Annotated in this window: 17 protein-coding genes; 10 read left to right on the top strand and 7 right to left on the bottom strand. The window is 70.8% G+C overall.

Going from position 1 to position 15100, the window contains the following annotated elements; translation table 11 throughout:
* Positions 1 to 3: 3 nt before the first annotated feature.
* Both ACIRP7_RS03420 and ACIRP7_RS03415 read right to left on the bottom strand, forming a co-directional pair.
* Entirely contained in the window at positions 4 to 2400 is a 2397-nt protein-coding gene (locus tag ACIRP7_RS03420; RefSeq protein WP_403653294.1) for a cation-translocating P-type ATPase, read from the bottom strand.
* Between the two features lie 112 nt (positions 2401 to 2512).
* Entirely contained in the window at positions 2513 to 2797 is a 285-nt protein-coding gene (locus ACIRP7_RS03415; protein ID WP_403653291.1) for a DUF2530 domain-containing protein, read from the bottom strand.
* 111 nt (positions 2798 to 2908) lie between these two features.
* On the opposite strand from ACIRP7_RS03415, the gene ACIRP7_RS03410 reads away from it, so the two are divergent.
* On the top strand, positions 2909 to 4303 hold the full coding sequence (locus tag ACIRP7_RS03410) for an NCS2 family permease (protein WP_403653288.1): 1395 nt from the start codon (positions 2909 to 2911) through the stop codon (positions 4301 to 4303).
* A gap of 37 nt (positions 4304 to 4340) precedes the next feature.
* Here ACIRP7_RS03410 and ACIRP7_RS03405 read toward each other — a convergent pair whose 3' ends face one another.
* Complete coding sequence (locus ACIRP7_RS03405; RefSeq protein ID WP_403653286.1) at positions 4341 to 4523, bottom strand: ribbon-helix-helix protein, CopG family; 183 nt, start codon at positions 4521 to 4523, stop codon at positions 4341 to 4343.
* A 151-nt stretch (positions 4524 to 4674) separates the two neighbouring features.
* On the opposite strand from ACIRP7_RS03405, the gene ACIRP7_RS03400 reads away from it, so the two are divergent.
* Together ACIRP7_RS03400 and ACIRP7_RS03395 are read left to right on the top strand one after the other, a co-directional pair.
* Complete coding sequence (locus tag ACIRP7_RS03400) at positions 4675 to 5112, top strand: MarR family winged helix-turn-helix transcriptional regulator (RefSeq protein ID WP_057608571.1); 438 nt, start codon at positions 4675 to 4677, stop codon at positions 5110 to 5112.
* A gap of 25 nt (positions 5113 to 5137) precedes the next feature.
* Positions 5138 to 6484 (top strand): MFS transporter, encoded by a 1347-nt coding sequence (locus ACIRP7_RS03395; RefSeq protein WP_403653284.1) that lies wholly within the window; start codon positions 5138 to 5140, stop codon positions 6482 to 6484.
* A 3-nt stretch (positions 6485 to 6487) separates the two neighbouring features.
* On the opposite strand, the gene ACIRP7_RS03390 is transcribed toward ACIRP7_RS03395, so the two are convergent.
* Positions 6488 to 7018, bottom strand: coding sequence for a GNAT family N-acetyltransferase (locus ACIRP7_RS03390; protein ID WP_403653281.1), 531 nt, complete (start codon positions 7016 to 7018; stop codon positions 6488 to 6490).
* 26 nt (positions 7019 to 7044) lie between these two features.
* Between ACIRP7_RS03390 and thpR the strand changes: the two genes are divergently transcribed.
* The 3 genes from thpR (at position 7045) to ACIRP7_RS03375 (ending at position 9403) form a co-directional block, all read left to right on the top strand.
* Positions 7045 to 7617, top strand: coding sequence for an RNA 2',3'-cyclic phosphodiesterase (gene thpR / locus ACIRP7_RS03385; RefSeq protein WP_403653278.1), 573 nt, complete (start codon positions 7045 to 7047; stop codon positions 7615 to 7617).
* A 231-nt stretch (positions 7618 to 7848) separates the two neighbouring features.
* Positions 7849 to 8466, top strand: coding sequence for an RNA polymerase sigma factor (locus ACIRP7_RS03380; protein ID WP_403653275.1), 618 nt, complete (start codon positions 7849 to 7851; stop codon positions 8464 to 8466).
* Entirely contained in the window at positions 8459 to 9403 is a 945-nt protein-coding gene (locus ACIRP7_RS03375; RefSeq protein WP_403653272.1) for a CU044_5270 family protein, read from the top strand. The genes ACIRP7_RS03380 and ACIRP7_RS03375 overlap by 8 nt, the downstream gene beginning before the upstream one ends.
* 11 nt (positions 9404 to 9414) lie before the next feature.
* Here ACIRP7_RS03375 and ACIRP7_RS03370 read toward each other — a convergent pair whose 3' ends face one another.
* Positions 9415 to 10341: a DUF3027 domain-containing protein gene (locus ACIRP7_RS03370; RefSeq protein ID WP_403653269.1), complete on the bottom strand. Its 927-nt coding sequence runs from the start codon at positions 10339 to 10341 to the stop codon at positions 9415 to 9417.
* Positions 10342 to 10723: 382 nt separating this feature from the next.
* Here ACIRP7_RS03370 and ACIRP7_RS03365 point away from each other — a divergent pair, with 382 nt between their 5' ends.
* The 4 genes from ACIRP7_RS03365 to ACIRP7_RS03350 all read left to right on the top strand — a co-directional run bounded on the left by ACIRP7_RS03365 (position 10724) and on the right by ACIRP7_RS03350 (position 14162).
* Positions 10724 to 12067: an MFS transporter gene (locus ACIRP7_RS03365; RefSeq protein WP_403654218.1), complete on the top strand. Its 1344-nt coding sequence runs from the start codon at positions 10724 to 10726 to the stop codon at positions 12065 to 12067.
* A gap of 62 nt (positions 12068 to 12129) precedes the next feature.
* Complete coding sequence (locus ACIRP7_RS03360; protein WP_403653266.1) at positions 12130 to 12633, top strand: hypothetical protein; 504 nt, start codon at positions 12130 to 12132, stop codon at positions 12631 to 12633.
* A gap of 13 nt (positions 12634 to 12646) precedes the next feature.
* Entirely contained in the window at positions 12647 to 13312 is a 666-nt protein-coding gene (locus ACIRP7_RS03355) for a futalosine hydrolase (RefSeq protein WP_403653263.1), read from the top strand.
* Entirely contained in the window at positions 13302 to 14162 is an 861-nt protein-coding gene (locus tag ACIRP7_RS03350) for a 1,4-dihydroxy-6-naphthoate synthase (RefSeq protein WP_403653261.1), read from the top strand. Before ACIRP7_RS03355 ends, ACIRP7_RS03350 begins: the two co-directional genes overlap by 11 nt.
* Here the strand turns inward: ACIRP7_RS03350 and ACIRP7_RS03345 are convergent.
* Entirely contained in the window at positions 14155 to 14610 is a 456-nt protein-coding gene (locus ACIRP7_RS03345; RefSeq protein ID WP_403653259.1) for a hypothetical protein, read from the bottom strand. The two genes, ACIRP7_RS03350 and ACIRP7_RS03345, sit on opposite strands and share 8 nt — an antisense overlap.
* The gene (locus ACIRP7_RS03340; protein WP_007382863.1) at positions 14610 to 14993 is read right to left on the bottom strand and encodes a cold-shock protein; all 384 of its coding nucleotides are present in this window, start codon (positions 14991 to 14993) and stop codon (positions 14610 to 14612) included. Before ACIRP7_RS03340 ends, ACIRP7_RS03345 begins: the two co-directional genes overlap by 1 nt.
* Positions 14994 to 15100: the final 107 nt, after the last annotated feature.

Below are 15100 nucleotides of genomic sequence, written 5' to 3'. Positions count from 1 at the left end.
GCGCTAAGCGGGAACGCGGCGGTCGACCCACCTCCACAGGAGTTCCAAGGCGGCCGCCGCCACCACCGAGATGCCGACCGCGATCCACGGCATCGTCGCCCCCACCAGCTTCAGCGCGAAGAAGTGCTGGAGCCCGGGCACGGCGAGGACCAGCACGAACCCGAGGCCCATCGCCGCGACCAGCGCGAGACGCCACCAGGTGTACGGGCGGGCGATGATCGCCAGCACCCACATCGAGATCAGGAACAGGGTCAGCGTCGCCGCGCTCGTCTCCGCGTCCAGCGCGCCGGGGCCCGTGTAGTGGTGCCGGGCGATCAGATACGTCACGAAGGTCGCGATCGCCGCCACCACCCCGCCCGGGATCGAGTACCGCATCACCCGCCGCACGAAGTGCGGTCGCGCGCGTTCCTTGTTGGGCGCGAGGGCCAGGAAGAAGGCCGGGACGCCGATCGTCAGCGTCGACAGCAGGGTCAGGTGCCGGGGCAGGAAGGGGTATTCGACCTGCCAGCACACCACGAACACGGCCAGCAGCACCGAGTACACGGTCTTCACCAGGAACAGCGTCGCGACCCGGGTGATGTTGCCGATGACCCGCCGGCCCTCCGCGACCACCGAGGGCAGCGTCGCGAAGCTGTTGTCGAGCAGCACGATCTGCGCGACCGCCCGCGTGGCCTCCGACCCGGAGCCCATCGCCACTCCGATGTCGGCGTCCTTCAGGGCGAGCACGTCGTTGACCCCGTCACCGGTCATCGCGACGGTGTGCCCGCGCGACTGGAGGGCCCCCACCATGTCCCGCTTCTGCTGCGGGGTGACCCGCCCGAACACCGTGCCCTCGTCGAGCGCCTTCGCCATGCCCTCCGGGTCGGCGGGCAGTTGACGTGCGTCGACCACGCTGCCGTTCAGCCCGAGCTTGGCCGCCACCGCCCCGACAGAGACCGCGTTGTCCCCGGAGATGACCTTGGCGCGGACGTCCTGTTCGGCGAAGTACCGCAAGGTGTCGGCCGCGTCGGGCCGCAGCCGCTGTTCCAGGACGACGAGGGCGGTCGGCCGCGCTCCCCGGGCGGCCTCGGGATCGTTCAGGTCGCGGGAGGCCCGGACCAGCAGCAGCACGCGCAGGCCCTGCTCGTTGAGCCGCCCGGTCTCGGAGAGCGCGGGGTCCTCGGGGGCCAGGAGCACGTCCGGCGCCCCCAGCAGCCACGTACTGGACTCGCCGTCGCCCTCGCTGAAGGTGGCCCCGCTGTACTTGCGGGCGGAGGAAAAGGGGAGCGACTCCGTGCAGCGCCACTCCTCGGCGTCCGGGTAGGCGTCGATGATCGCCCGGAGTGAGGCGTTCGGCCGCGGATCCGACTCCCCGAGGGCGCCCAGGACTTTGCGTACGTACGACTCGTCGGCGCCCTGCAGCGGCCTGAGCTCGGTGACGTCCATGCCGCCCTCGGTGAGGGTGCCGGTCTTGTCGAGGCAGACCGTGTCGACGCGGGCGAGGCCCTCGATGGCCGGGAGTTCCTGGACGAGGGCCTGTTTCCGGCCGAGCCGGATCACGCCGATGGCGAAGGCGATGGAGGTCAGCAGGACGAGTCCCTCCGGGACCATCGGCACGATGCCGCCGACCGTCCGGGCGAGGGAGCCCTTGAGGTCGTCGTCCTTCACGAACAGCTGGCTGATGACCAGGCCGATCGCGGTCGGGACCATCATCCACGTCACGTACTTGAGGATCGTGGAGATGCCGGAGCGCAGTTCGGAGTGGACCAGGGTGAACCGGGAGGCCTCCTCGGCGAGCTGGGCGGCGTAGGCCTCGCGACCCACCTTGGTGGCCTGGAAGGCGCCGCCGCCGGCGACCACGAAGCTCCCGGACATCACCTGGTCGCCGGGCCGCTTCACCACCGGGTCGGCCTCGCCGGTCAGGAGGGACTCGTCGATCTCGAGGCCGTCCGCCTCCACGACCACCCCGTCGACCACGGCCTTGTCGCCGGGTCCGATCTCGATGAGGTCGTCGAGGACGATCTCCGAGGTGCTGACCTGGGACGCGGTCCCGTCCCGCCGTACGGTCGGCCTCGCCTCGCCGATCACCGCGAGCGAGTCGAGGGTCTTCTTCGCCCGCCACTCCTGGATGATGCCGATCCCGGTATTGGCGAGGATGACGTACCCGAACAGGCTGTCCTGGAACGGCGCGACGAACAGCATGACCAGCCAGAGCACACCGATGATCGCGTTGAACCGGGTGAAGACGTTCGCCCGGACGATCTCCCCCAGGCTCCGGCTGCTGCGCACCGGCACGTCGTTGACCTGCCCGCGCGTCACCCGCTCGGCGACCTCGGCCTTGGTGAGTCCGCCCGCCGCCGGTGCCGGGAGTGCCACGGGGTGCACAGGGTCGAGTTCGGCGCCCGCGTCGATGTGCGTCATGCATTCGACGGTACGTGCGGTTTTGCGGCTTCACCCGCCGAGTGACCGGAAGTTCCGACCTGGGGAGGAGACGGGAACGGGCGAGTGATGCCGTGGTACTAGGGGGTGCTCGTCACTCGGCAGCAGGGGCGGCGGGGGAATCCGTGCCGCCCGCCTGCTTGATCGCGGCGTCGCGCTTGCGGACGTACCAGGTGCCGTACAGCCCCAGCCCGCCCCCGGCCAGGCAGGTCCACAGCCACCAGGTGTGTCCGTGGTCCTCGAACCAGCCGTAGAACGGGAGCTGTACGAGGAAGAGGACGAACCACAGGATCGTGCCGCCGGTGACCGTGGCGACCACGGGGCCCTCCAGGGGCTCCGGCGCCTCGTGCTTGAAGGATCCCGAAGAGAACACGTCCATGGGGACAGCTTACGAGGCGATCACATCTACGCGCGGAGATGGCCCGGCGGACGTTATACGTTCATACTGAAACGGTTTATGTCTGTCCACTTCTGCTCGTAGGAACATCCAATGCCGACCGCCCTCGACCGCTACTTCAAGATCTCCGAGCGGGGCAGCAGCCTGCCCCGCGAGATCCGGGGCGGCTTCGCCACGTTCTTCGCGATGGCCTACATCATCGTGCTGAACCCGATCATCCTCGGCAGCGCCAAGGACATGTACGGCCATCAGCTGGACAACGGCCAGCTGGTCACCGCGACCGCCCTCACCGCGGCCTTCACCACGCTCCTCATGGGCGTGGTCGGCAACGTCCCGATCGCCCTGGCCGCAGGCCTCGGCGTGAACTCCGTCGTCGCGCTCCAGCTCGCGCCCCGAATGTCCTGGCCGGACGCGATGGGCATGGTGGTCCTGGCGGGCTTCATCGTGATGCTGCTGGTCGCCACCGGTCTGCGCGAGCGCGTGATGAACGCGGTGCCCTTCGGCCTGCGCAAGGCGATCTCCATCGGTATCGGCCTGTTCATCATGCTGATCGGGCTCGTGGACTCCGGCTTCGTCTCCCGCATCCCCGACGTCGCCCAGACCACCGTCCCGCTCCAGCTCGGCGGCGACGGACACCTCGACGGCTGGCCGGTCCTGGTCTTCATCCTGGGCGCCCTGCTCACCCTCGCGCTCATCGTCCGCAAGATCTCCGGCGCGATCCTCATCTCGATCGTCACGATGACGGTCGTGGCGATGATCATCGAGGCCGTCGCCAAGGTCCCCTCCTGGGGGCTCACCGTCCCGAAGTGGCCGGGCAACCCGGTCGCCTCCCCGGACTTCGGCCTGATCGGCAAGGTCAGCCTCTTCGGCGGCTTCGACAAGGTCGGTGTGCTGACCGGCGTCCTCTTCGTCTTCACGGTCCTGCTGTCGTGCTTCTTCGACGCGATGGGCACGATCATGGGCGTCTCCGACGAGGCCAGGCTCACCGACGCCCAGGGTCAGATGCCGGGTATCAACAAGGTCCTCTTCGTGGACGGCCTCGCGGTCGCCGCGGGCGGCGCGAGCTCGTCGTCGGCGACGACGGCCTTCGTGGAGTCGACGGCGGGGGTCGGCGAGGGTGCGCGCACCGGTTTCGCCAACCTCGTCACCGGCGGGCTCTTCACCCTCGCGCTGTTCCTCACGCCGGTCGCGACGATGGTCCCGTCCCAGGCGGCGACCCCGGCCCTGCTCGCGGTCGGCTTCCTGATCCTGGCGGGGAACGTCAAGGACATCGACTGGGCCGACCACACCATCGCGATCCCGGCCTTCATCACCATGGTGATGATGCCGTTCACCTACTCGATCACCAACGGCATCGGCATGGGCTTCATCACCTTCGTGGTGCTGCGGCTGGCGGCCGGCCGTGGCCGCGAGATCCCGGTGCCGATGTACGTCGTGGCCGCGGTGTTCGGGTTCTACTACCTGATGCCGGCGCTCGGCCTGACGTGACCCGCTCCCACGCGACCCGCCCTCACGCGACCCGCTCTCACGTGACCCCGTAGAACTTCTCGGTCTCGTCGACGGCTGTCTGGAACCGCTCGTCGAAGTCGTCCCGGATGAGCGTTCGGATCACATAGTCCTGGATGCTCATCCCCCTTTTGGCCGCATGGTCCCGGAGCCGCTCGAGCAGCTCCCCGTCTATCCGCAGGCTGAACACGCTGGTCCCCATGGAGTCGAGGGTCGCCGCCCACGCTGAGCGGCGTTCACTTTCCGCTGCCGACTCACTCGTACGGGTGGAGATCGGGTTTCCGTGGCGTGAGTCACGGGAATCCCCGTGCACCCCGGTTTGTTTAGCGAGAGTAATGAGTTACGCTAAAGAGATGCCGGACCTTACCCATGGCGACGACGTAGCCGCCGTGAACTCCCTGCGATCAGCCGTGATGCGACTGTCCCGTCGGCTCAAGCACCAGCGGGTCGACGAGTCACTCAGCCCCACCGAGATGTCGGTGCTGGGCACCCTCTCCCTCTGCGGCAAGGCCACCCCGGGCGAGCTCGCCCGCAAGGAGCACGTGCAGCCGCCGTCGATGACCCGCATCGTGGCGCTGCTCGAGGCCAAGGGACTCGTCCGGCTGGAGCCGCACCCCGAGGACCGGCGCCAGAAGGTCGTCACTAAGACCGAGCAGGCCGAGGCCATGCTCGCGGAGAGCCGCGCCAAGCGGAACGCCTTCCTGGCCACCCTGGTCGACGGCCTCGACGAGGACGAGTGGGCGAAACTGCGCGCCGCCGCCCCCGTGCTGGAGAAACTCGCACACCTGTAAGTCACGAAGAGGAGGCGAACGCACTTTGAGTACGGGACCCGGAGCACCCTCCGCCCCCGCACCGATCCCTTCTACCTGTGTGTCCCGCAAGTCATCCATGTTCAGCTCGCTGAAGGTCAGGAACTACCGCCTGTTCTTCCTCGGCCAGGTCGTCTCCAACATCGGCACCTGGATGCAGCGCATCGCCCAGGACTGGCTGGTGCTCAGCCTCACCGGCTCCGCCACCGCCGTCGGCGTGACGACGGCCCTGCAGTTCCTGCCGATGCTGCTCTTCGGCCTCTACGGCGGTGTCCTCGTCGACCGGCTGTCCAAGCGCCGCGCGCTGCTGTTCACGCAGTCCGCGATGGGCGCCACCGGCATCGCGCTCGCGGTCCTCACCCTGACCGGCCAGGTCCAGGTCTGGCACGTCTACCTCGCCGCCTTCGCCGCGGGCCTCGCGACGGTCGTCGACAACCCGGCCCGCCAGTCGTTCGTCTCCGAGATGGTCGGCCCCGACCAGTTGCAGAACGCGGTCAGCCTGAACTCCGCGAACTTCCAGTCGGCCCGGCTGATCGGCCCCGCCGTCGCGGGCGTCATGATCACCGGCGTGGGCACCGGCTGGGCGTTCCTCGCCAACGGCCTGTCCTTCGTCGCCCCGCTGGTCGGCCTGCTGATGATGCGGTCGCGCGAGCTGTACGCCGTCGAGCGCGCCCCGCGCGGCAAGGGACAGCTGCGGGAGGGCCTTCAGTACGTGGCCGGGCGGCCGGAGCTGATCTGGACCATCGTCCTGGTCGGGTTCGTGTCCACCTTCGGCTTCAACTTCCCCGTCTATCTCTCGGCCTTCGCCGACGACGTCTTCCACGCGGGCGCGGGCTCCTACAGCCTCTTCAACACGGTGATGGCGGTCGGCTCCCTGGCCGGCGCCCTGCTCGCGGCCCGGCGCGGCACCGCCCGGATGCGGGTGCTGGTCGTGGGCGCGGTGGCCTTCGGCGCGCTGGAGATCGTGGCCGCGATCGCCCCCTCGCTGTGGCTGTTCGCCCTGCTGATGGCCCCGATCGGGATGTTCGGCATGACGGTCAACGTCACCGCGAACACCAGCGTCCAGATGGGCACCGACCCGGCCATGCGGGGCCGTGTGATGGCCCTGTACATGATGGTGTTCATGGGCGGCTCCCCGATCGGCGCGCCGATCGCCGGCTGGATCACCGACGCGTACGGCGTCCGCGCCGGCCTCGCGGTGGGCGGCGCGATCGCCGCGGTCGCGGCCGCGACGATCGGCCTGGTCCTGGCCCGCATGGGCGACCTGCGGCTGTCGGTCGGCTGGAACCGCGGCCATCCGCACGTGCGGTTCGTGCCGCGCGAGAATCAGGAGCAACTGGCGCCGGCGGCCTGAGCCCTACGGCCGTACCCGCCGGGCCAGCACCTGGCCCGGCCAGTCGTTGTTCGCCCCGGCGGTGTAGGTCTCCGTCGGGGTGAAGCCGTTGGCTTCGTAGTAGGCGACCAGTCTGCGGTCGTCGCCCGCGTAGCAGTCCACCCGCAGCAGGGCGACGCCCGCGCGCCGGGTCTCCTTGGCGGCGTGCGCGAGGAGGGCGCTGCCGATGCCGTGGCCCTTGAAGCGGCGGTCGGAGGCGAGCCAGTGGATGTACCGCTCGGGCTCGCCCGGCGGCGGGAGATGGGCCAGGTACGCGCCCGGCGAGTCGGTGATCGTGAGGGTCGCGGCCGGCACGCCGTCGGCCTCGGCGATGAACACGCGGCCCTCGTCGATGTACCGGGCGACGGACTCCACCGTCCGCGGGCTTCCCGACAGCGGCTCGGTCCCCCACTGACCGGGGCGCCCCTGTGCCACCAGCCACTCCACACAGCTGTCGAGCATGCCGAGGATCACGGGTATGTCGTCGGGTCCGCCGTCCCTGATGCTGATCTCCATGCCCTCATGGTGACAGGCTGCCCTCCATGAGACTCTTCGCCGCGGTGCTGCCCCCGCAGGACGTGACCGATGAACTCGCGCTGAAGGTCGCCGAGTTGAGGCGGCTCCCCGGAGCGTCGGCGCTGCGCTGGACCGGCGTTGCCGGCTGGCACTTCACGCTCGCCTTCTACGGGGAGGTCGACGAGGACGTCGTACCGGAGCTGTCGGAGCGGCTGGAGCGGGCGGCCCGGCACACCGCCCGTTTCCCCCTGGCCGTGCGCGGCGGTGGCCAGTTCGGGCACGGGCGGGCGCTGTGGGCGGGGGCCTTTGGCGATCTTCCGCTGCTGCGGCTGCTGGCCGAGCGGGCGGAGGCGGCGGGACGCAGGGCCGGGGTGGAGATGAGGGAGCACCGGCGGTACCGGGCTCATCTGACCGTGGCGCGCAGCCGGGAGGCCGTGGAGGCAGGGCCGTATCTCTCGGTTCTGGACGGATTCACGAGCCGTACCTGGACCGTCGACGAGCTGGCGCTGGTGCGGAGCAACCTTCCGAAGTCCGGGGTGCCGGGGGAGCAGCCCCGCTACGAGGTGGTCGGCCGCTGGGCGCTGGGCGGGGCCGGTTAGGCTCGACACGTGGACCCGAAGACCCGGAACCGGATCATGGCCGGTGTGCTCGTGATGATGTTCGCCGTCGTGGCGCTGGCCGCCGTGCTCGGAAAGTAGGGCCCCGCTCCCTCATCGCACGTACCTGCTCTTCACGTCTCCTCGTCGTCGTAGGGAACCGGATTCCCGCGAGTGGCGAAGTACGGGTGTAAGCCCGAGCTTCACAGCGCCACAGCGACGAAAGGAGCCCCGATGACCGTCGAACCAGGCGTCAGGGTGGGGCAGGACAGCGACGCCTCGGTGATCGAACGGTCGTGGGACGAGCCCGAGGCGTTCGCCGCGCTCTTCGACCGCCATGCCGACTCGGTGCACCGCTACGCGGCCCGCCGGCTCGGTGCGGAGGCCGCCGAGGACGTCATGGCGGAGACCTTCACCACCGCGTTCCAGCAGCGCTTCCGGTACCGCACGGAGGCGGCCGACGCCCGTCCCTGGCTGTTCGGCATCGCGACCAACCTCATCGGCCGCCACCGCCGTGCCGAGGCCCGCCGACTGAAGACACTCAGCCGGCTGCCCTCGGCCGGCCCCGGCGGGCCTACCGAGGAGACGGTCGCCGACCGGGTGGCGGCACGGGTCAGCGCCCAGGCCGTGGGCGGCGAACTCGCCGGTGCGCTCGCCCGGTTGCCCGCCCGGCACCGCGACGTGCTGCTGCTGGTCGCCTGGGCCGACCTCGGCTACGACGAGGTCGCGAGCGCCCTCGGCGTGCCGGTGGGGACGGTCCGGTCGCGGCTGCACAGGGCTCGCAGAAAACTTCGTGAGGCATTGGGCGGATCCGATCCGACCGCTCTTCGAGAGGAATCCGTCGATGAATGAGATCGAGCTTTTGAGGGAGTGGGACGCGGACGCGCCCCCTCTCTCGGCCACCGCCCGCAGCCGTGCCCGCTTCCGTCTCCAGCAGACGATGCGGGCCCCCGCCGCCCCGGCCGTCGTCGCCGTCCACCGCCGTCCGCTGCTGCGGGTCGCCGTGGCCTGCGCGGCAGCGGCCGCGGTCACCGCGACCGTGGTGGTCACCCAGAACACCGGGGAGAACACACCCCGCACCCGGACGGTGAGCGCGACCACCGTACTGCGGGGCGCGGCGGCCGAGGCACTCCGGACGGAGAAGCCGCTCGCCCCGCGCGACGACCAGTTCGTCTACACCAAGGAGGTCATCGAGCGGACGCCGGTCTCGGGCGGCCCGGCGAAGACGTACGTCGACGAGAGCTGGAGTTCGGTCGACGGTTCCAAGAAGTCCTACGTCAGCGAGCTGGGCCGCACGCAGTGGGTGCCGCCGGCCCGGAAGGGCCAGCACTCCTGGCCGCCGACCGAGTGGTCGGAGCTGGAGAAGCTGCCCCTCGACCCGGGCAGGCTGACGATCACCCTGCGCGACATGGGCGCCAAGCCCGAATTCGGCCGGCCGACCAGGGCCGACGAGTGGCCGATGGTCCAGTACTTCATCTCCGGCCTGCTCCGCGGTCCCGTCCTGCCCAAGGGGCTGCGCTCCGCGGCCTTCGAGGCGCTCGCCGCCGTCCCCGGCGTCAAGGTGCTGCCGGGCACGACGGACGTCGACGGGCACGCGGCCGTCGCTGTCCGGTACACGGGCCCGGCCGGTACCCCCTGGGCGTCCGGGGGCCGGGTGCTGCTCTTCGACGCGGAGTCGTACCAGTACCTCGGGCTGCGTGAGCGGGTCACGGCCGGGGGGAAGTCGTACGAGCAGTGGCAGCACGTGACCGCCCAGGGGGTGGTGGACCGGGTGAAGCAGCGCCCCTGAGCGGGCCCGTCCTACGAGTGACCCAGCTCCGCCGCGTCCTCGTCCGTGACCACCGGCACCGATCCCGAGTCCGGTGCCGGACGCAGCGGGAACGGGTCCACCCGGGTCTCGTCGATCACCGGCAGGGCCGGCTGCGGGGGCTTGGGCATGACGGCCGCTTCGGAGTGGCCTCCGCAGCCGTAGGACAGGGAGACCACGCGGCCGTCCGCCGGGGCGAACTCGTTGGCGCACAGGCCGAATGCCTGGCCCAGCGAGCCTCCCAGCGGAACCAGGAAGCCGCAGCTGGCGCAGGGCGCCGGGGCCGCCTGGGCCATAGGCGTCTTGGCGCCGAAGGACTCCTCCCAGCGGTCGGCGGCGATATGGAGGCCGTAGCGGGACAGGACCCGGGCCCGGCGCATGCCGAGTTCCTCGGCGACCGCGGCGATCGAGCCGCGGGTCGGGACCACCGGGAGGTGCGACGGGGTGCCCGCCGTGAGCTCGGCGTCCTCCGCCTCGACCAGCTCGGCCATCTCCTCGGAGACCGGCGCGCTCGGCAGCGGCTCGTCCTCGCCGGTGTAGCCGGGCTCCAGGCGCAGGTCCTCGGCGTCGGTGGGGAGCAGATCGCCGGGGCCCATGTCGCCGGGGCGCAGGCGTTCGCTCCACGGCACCCACTCCGGTGCCAGCAGCGCGTCGGGGCCGGGGAGCAGGACGACCTCGTCCAGCGTCACCAGCTTGGCGCGGGAGGCGCGCGCCACCGTCACGGCCCAGCGCCAGCCCCGGTACCCGAGCTCCTTGCACTCGAAGAAGTGCGTGACGACCCGGTCTCCCTCGGAGACCAGGCCCGAGTGCTCGCCCACCACCCCGGGCGCGGCGGCCTCCTCGGCGGCGGCGCGGGCGAGGTCGACGGCCTCGGCGCACAGGCGGTCGGGGGTGCGGCTTCGCGTTGTCGCTGCGCTCACAGGTATCGCTTCTCTCCTACGCCGTCACTCGGGTGCGCCGGCCTGAAGGCGGTGGGTGCGGACGGAGCGGACCGGAGGACCGCGTCGACGTCCGCGCCCGATCGCGCTCGGGCGCACCTGCTCCCATCCATTCTGCGGGATGCCGGAGAGGCGCGCGGCCGAGAACGTTCGCCACGGCGCGCTACGCACGCTACCTGTTCGCCGCCGCTCGGCCTACACCGACGTGATGGTTCGTTGCCTCCGGTGGGCCCGCGGTGGCACTTCATATGCGTTCATACGAGCGGTAACCGCACTACTCACAGCTTTCTCGGGGCACTATGACGGGGTGGCAGCCACGAGGACACCCCAGGGAGCCACCGGGATCGGTGGCGGTGCGGGCCGGATGACCGGGCCCGTGCGCGCTGTCGGCCGTGCCCTGCACTTCCCGTTCACCGGTACGGCCCGCGGCATCCGCAAGGCGACCCACGCGCACGGGGCGGGCGAGTCCGGTCTCGGCAAGCTGATCGAACTGCACGCGGTCAACGGCGCCGGGGACGTGATGATCACCGTCGCCCTCGCCTCCACGGTGTTCTTCTCGGTGCCGACCGACGAGGCCCGTGGGCGCGTCGCCCTGTACCTCGCCATCACCATGGCCCCCTTCACGGTCCTCGCGCCCGTGATCGGCCCGCTCCTGGACCGTCTCCCGCACGGCCGCCGCGCCGCCATGGCGGGCGCCATGCTCGCCCGGGCGATGCTCTCGCTGATCATCGCCGGGGCGGTCGCCACGGGCAGCCTGGAGCTGTATCCGGCGGCCCTCGGCGTACTGGTGGCCTCGAAGGCGTACGGCGTCGTCAGAAGCGCGGTCGTGCCCCGTCTGCTCCCGCCGCGCTTCTCCCTCGTCAAGGCCAACTCCCGCGTCACCCTCGGCGGCCTCCTCGCCACGGGTGTCGCGGCCCCCATCGGCGCGGGACTCCAGGCCATCGGACCGCGCTGGCCGCTCTACGGCGCCTTCGTGATCTTCATCGCCGGGATGTTCCTGTCCTTCTCGCTGCCGCCGAAGGTCGACTCCGCCAAGGGCGAGGACGTGGCGCTGCTCGCCGCCGACGAGGAACATCTGCACGGGCCGCACCTCAAGCCCCTCAAGCGGCCCGGGCTGCGCACGGTCGGCACCGCCGTCACCCATGCCCTCGGCGCGAACGCCACCCTGCGCTGGCTGTCCGGCTTCCTCACCTTCTTCCTCGCCTTCCTGCTGCGCGAGCATCCGCTGACCGGCGAGAGCGCGGCGGTCTCCCTGGGCCTGGTGGCCGTGTCGGCGGGCGTGGGCAACGCGCTCGGCACGGCGGTCGGGGCCTGGCTCAGGTCCCGGGCGCCGGAGATCATCATCCTGACGGTGGTGGCCATCGTGCTGGGCGCGGCGATCACGGCGGCGATCTTCTTCGGGGCGTTCCTGGTGGCGTGTCTGGCGGCGGTCGCCGGTTTCTCGCAGGCCCTGTCCAAGCTGTCTCTGGACGCGCTGATCCAGCGGGACGTGCCCGAACTGGTCCGCACCTCGGCGTTCGCCCGCTCCGAGACGCTGTTGCAGGTGTCGTGGGTGTTCGGCGGCGCGGTCGGCATCGTGATGCCGCTCAACGGCTATCTCGGCCTGTCGGTGGCCGCCGCGGTCGTCGCCGCGGGCTGGCTGGCCACGGCGAAGGGGCTGCTCAGCTCGGCCCGGCACGGCAGTGCTCCCAAGGCGCGAGTGGCGTAACGAACAGGGCTCGCCGCACCCCGCGTAGAGGCACCGCTGTACCCGCCCGATAGCCTTCCGCCATGACCACGCTGCAATCCGATGTGCGACGCCGCCGCGCCGTCGCCGCCGCCGGCCTCGTTTCCGCCGGACTGCTCGTCCTGTCGGCCTGCGACAAGCCGACGCCGCGCGTCACCGTCACGGTCGGTTCGACCTCGGTGAGCTCCGAGGCCGTCTGCTACGACGACGGCAACGACCTCGGCAAGGCGAAGGCCGCCAAGTGCGCCCTGGAGAAGTCGGACGTCAAGACGATCAAGGTCAAGCAGAGCGAGACCCTGCGCGTCGGCGTCGACCGGAAGGTCGCGGACACCGGCTGGGCGCTGTGGATCAACGGCCAGCAGATGACGTACGTGTACAAGAAGTCGTACTACTCCTTCGAGGGTGTCGACCTCTTCGCCCAGCAGCAGGGCCAGGCGCCGCAGAAGACGCTGTACATCAGCATCGTCGAGCAGGACAAGCAGTCCTCCGGCGAGAGCAAGGCGTACAAGGGCGTGTGGAACTTCAAGCTGGAGAACTCCGACTACTGATCCGCCGTATCCGATGCGCGTTTTCGTGGCCACCGCCGTCCCGGTCGAACGGGACGCGGTGGCCCGTGCGTTCGAGGGCACTGGGCTCCCCGTGGACGTCCTCGCCGTGGGGGTCGGGCCCGCTCTCGCCGCCGCCCGCACCGCCACCGCGCTCACCCGGGCCGCCGTGGCGGGTTCTCCGTACGGCCTCGTGGTCTCCGCCGGGATCGCGGGCGGTTTCCTGCCGCACGCGCCGGTCGGCTCGCTCGTCGTCGCCGACGAGATCACCGCGGCCGACCTCGGGGCGGAGACCGCCGACGGGTTCGTGCCGGTGACCGAGCTGGGGTTCGGGGTCGTCACCCACCGTCCGCCCGAAACACTCGTACGGGCCGCGGTGGCCGCGACCGGGGGGTGCGCCGGAGCCGTGCTCACCGTCTCCACGGTGACCGGTACGGCCGCCCGCGCGGCCGCCCTGAGAGCACGCCATCCCACCGCCCTCGCCGAGGCCATGGAGGGCTTCGGGGTCGCCGAGGCCGCCGGGGCGCACGGGGTGCCCGTGCTGGAGGTCCGTGCCGTGTCCAACCCGGTCGGTCCGCGCGACCGGGCCGCCTGGCGCATCGGCGACGCCCTCGCGGCCCTGACGGAGGGGTTCGGGAAGCTGACGCCCGTACTGGAGAGTTGGAGACACCATGACGACTGAGCCGACGACCGGATCACTGAGGATCGCCTACTCCCCCTGCCCGAACGACACCTTCGTCTTCGACGCCCTCGCGCACGGCCGGGTGCCGGGGGCGCCCGCGCTGGACGTGACCTTCGCCGACATCGACATCACCAACTCGATGGCGGAGCGCGGTGAGCTCGATGTGCTGAAGGTGTCGTACGCCGTGCTGCCGTACGTCCTCGACCAGTACGCGCTGCTGCCGTGCGGGGGTGCGCTGGGGCGCGGGTGCGGGCCGCTGGTGCTGACGCGGGAGGCGGGGGTGGACCTCACCGGCCGTACCGTCGCCGTGCCGTCCGAGAGGTCGACGGCGTATCTGCTGTTCCGGCTGTGGGCGGCGGACGTCCTCCCGGGCGGGGTCGGGGAGATCGTGGTGCTGCCGTTCCACGAGATCATGCCGGCCGTGCGGGACGGGAAGGTCGACGCGGGGCTCGTGATCCACGAGGCCCGGTTCACGTACCAGAACTACGGTCTGCACAAGCTCGCTGACATGGGCGAGCACTGGGAGTCGACGACCGGGCTGCCGATTCCCCTGGGGGCGATCATCGCGAAGCGGTCGCTGGGGGAGGAGCGGCTGTCACGGCTCGCCGAGTCCGTCCGTGCGTCCGTGCGGGCCGCGTGGGACGAGCCCGAGGTGTCCCGGCCCTATGTCATGGAGCACGCGCAGGAGATGGATCCCGCCGTCGCCGATCAGCACATCGGTCTGTACGTCAACGAGTTCACCGCGGACCTCGGCGAGGACGGGTATGCGGCGATCCGGGGACTGTTGACCCGGGCGGCCGCGGAAGGCCTGGTGCCTGCTCTGCGGCCCGACGCGCTGTCGTTCATCTGACGCTCTTCGGGGCGATCGGCCACTGCGCCAGTTTCAGCATGCCCAGCACTCGGTGGATCAGGAATCCGGCCAGCGGGAGTTCCACGCACACCGCCAGTGCCACCGACCACCACACCTCCGGGGTGCCCAGGGCCAGCGAGACGTCGAACCACGCGTCGCAGACCAGCAGGGCACCCGTCGACACGGCCGCCACCACGACCCCCCGGTGGCGGCGCCAGCCGAGCAGGGCCGTGGCGGCCATCGCGAGCAGGAGCAGGACGTCGAAGCCGACCCAGGTGGTGCGCCACTGACGGACCGTGTAGCCGCTGGGCAGCGTGAAGGCCAGCAGGATCGTCCACGGGACGAGGCCGATGGCGCAGACGGTCAGCAGTTCCAGGGTGTGGCGCCGCTGCCGCCGGATGTGCTCCAGCAGCTGGGGGGACGGCGCCTCGGCCCGTATCTCGCTCACTACACGTCGAGTTGGTCGGCGACCGCTCTCAGAAGGCCGGCGATCTTCCCGCCGGCGGCCTTGTCGGGGTAGCGGCCGCGCTCCAGCATCGGTGTGATGTTCTCCAAAAGGGTCGTCAGGTCCTGGACGATGGAGGCCAGTTCGTCCGGCTTCTTGCGCGTCGCCGCCGCGACCGAGGGGGTCGGGTCGAGGATGGCCACCGAGAGCGCCTGGTCACCGCGCTGCCCGGCGACCACTCCGAACTCCACCCGCTGCCCGGGCTTCAGTGTCTCGACTCCGGCGGGGAGGACCGAGGAATGGACGAAGACGTCACCGCCGTCGTCGCGGGAGAGAAAGCCGAAGCCCTTCTCACTGTTGAACCACTTGACCTTGCCGGTAGGCACGTCTGTCCTCGTCCTCGTACTCGTCGGAAAACTGCTTCTGGAAACGGGTCTTGATAGCACTGGGGCGGGTCGTGGGACCCGCCGGTACCAAGGCTAATGGTCTTCAG

It is taken from the genome of Streptomyces sp. NPDC102270 (assembly GCF_044766405.1).
Taxonomy (GTDB): Bacteria; Actinomycetota; Actinomycetes; order Streptomycetales; family Streptomycetaceae; genus Streptomyces.
Note: the sequence above shows the minus strand (reverse complement) of the source record. Positions and strands in the feature narration are given on the sequence as shown.

Bases quoted from the DNA above. Each gene is read 5' to 3' on its own strand.
- ACIRP7_RS03365 (WP_403654218.1), top strand. From the start codon at position 10,724: ATGACCGGGCCCGTGCGCGCTGTCGGCCGTGCCCTGCACTTCCCGTTC.
- ACIRP7_RS03390 (WP_403653281.1), bottom strand. From the start codon at position 7,018: ATGGAGATCAGCATCAGGGACGGCGGACCCGACGACATACCCGTGATC.
- ACIRP7_RS03380 (WP_403653275.1), top strand. From the start codon at position 7,849: ATGACCGTCGAACCAGGCGTCAGGGTGGGGCAGGACAGCGACGCCTCG.
- ACIRP7_RS03410 (WP_403653288.1), top strand. From the start codon at position 2,909: ATGCCGACCGCCCTCGACCGCTACTTCAAGATCTCCGAGCGGGGCAGC.
- ACIRP7_RS03350 (WP_403653261.1), top strand. From the start codon at position 13,302: ATGACGACTGAGCCGACGACCGGATCACTGAGGATCGCCTACTCCCCC.
- ACIRP7_RS03400 (WP_057608571.1), top strand. From the start codon at position 4,675: ATGCCGGACCTTACCCATGGCGACGACGTAGCCGCCGTGAACTCCCTG.
- thpR (WP_403653278.1), top strand. From the start codon at position 7,045: ATGAGACTCTTCGCCGCGGTGCTGCCCCCGCAGGACGTGACCGATGAA.
- ACIRP7_RS03355 (WP_403653263.1), top strand. From the start codon at position 12,647: ATGCGCGTTTTCGTGGCCACCGCCGTCCCGGTCGAACGGGACGCGGTG.
- ACIRP7_RS03420 (WP_403653294.1), bottom strand. From the start codon at position 2,400: ATGACGCACATCGACGCGGGCGCCGAACTCGACCCTGTGCACCCCGTG.
- ACIRP7_RS03415 (WP_403653291.1), bottom strand. From the start codon at position 2,797: ATGGACGTGTTCTCTTCGGGATCCTTCAAGCACGAGGCGCCGGAGCCC.
- ACIRP7_RS03360 (WP_403653266.1), top strand. From the start codon at position 12,130: ATGACCACGCTGCAATCCGATGTGCGACGCCGCCGCGCCGTCGCCGCC.
- ACIRP7_RS03405 (WP_403653286.1), bottom strand. From the start codon at position 4,523: ATGGGGACCAGCGTGTTCAGCCTGCGGATAGACGGGGAGCTGCTCGAG.
- ACIRP7_RS03375 (WP_403653272.1), top strand. From the start codon at position 8,459: ATGAATGAGATCGAGCTTTTGAGGGAGTGGGACGCGGACGCGCCCCCT.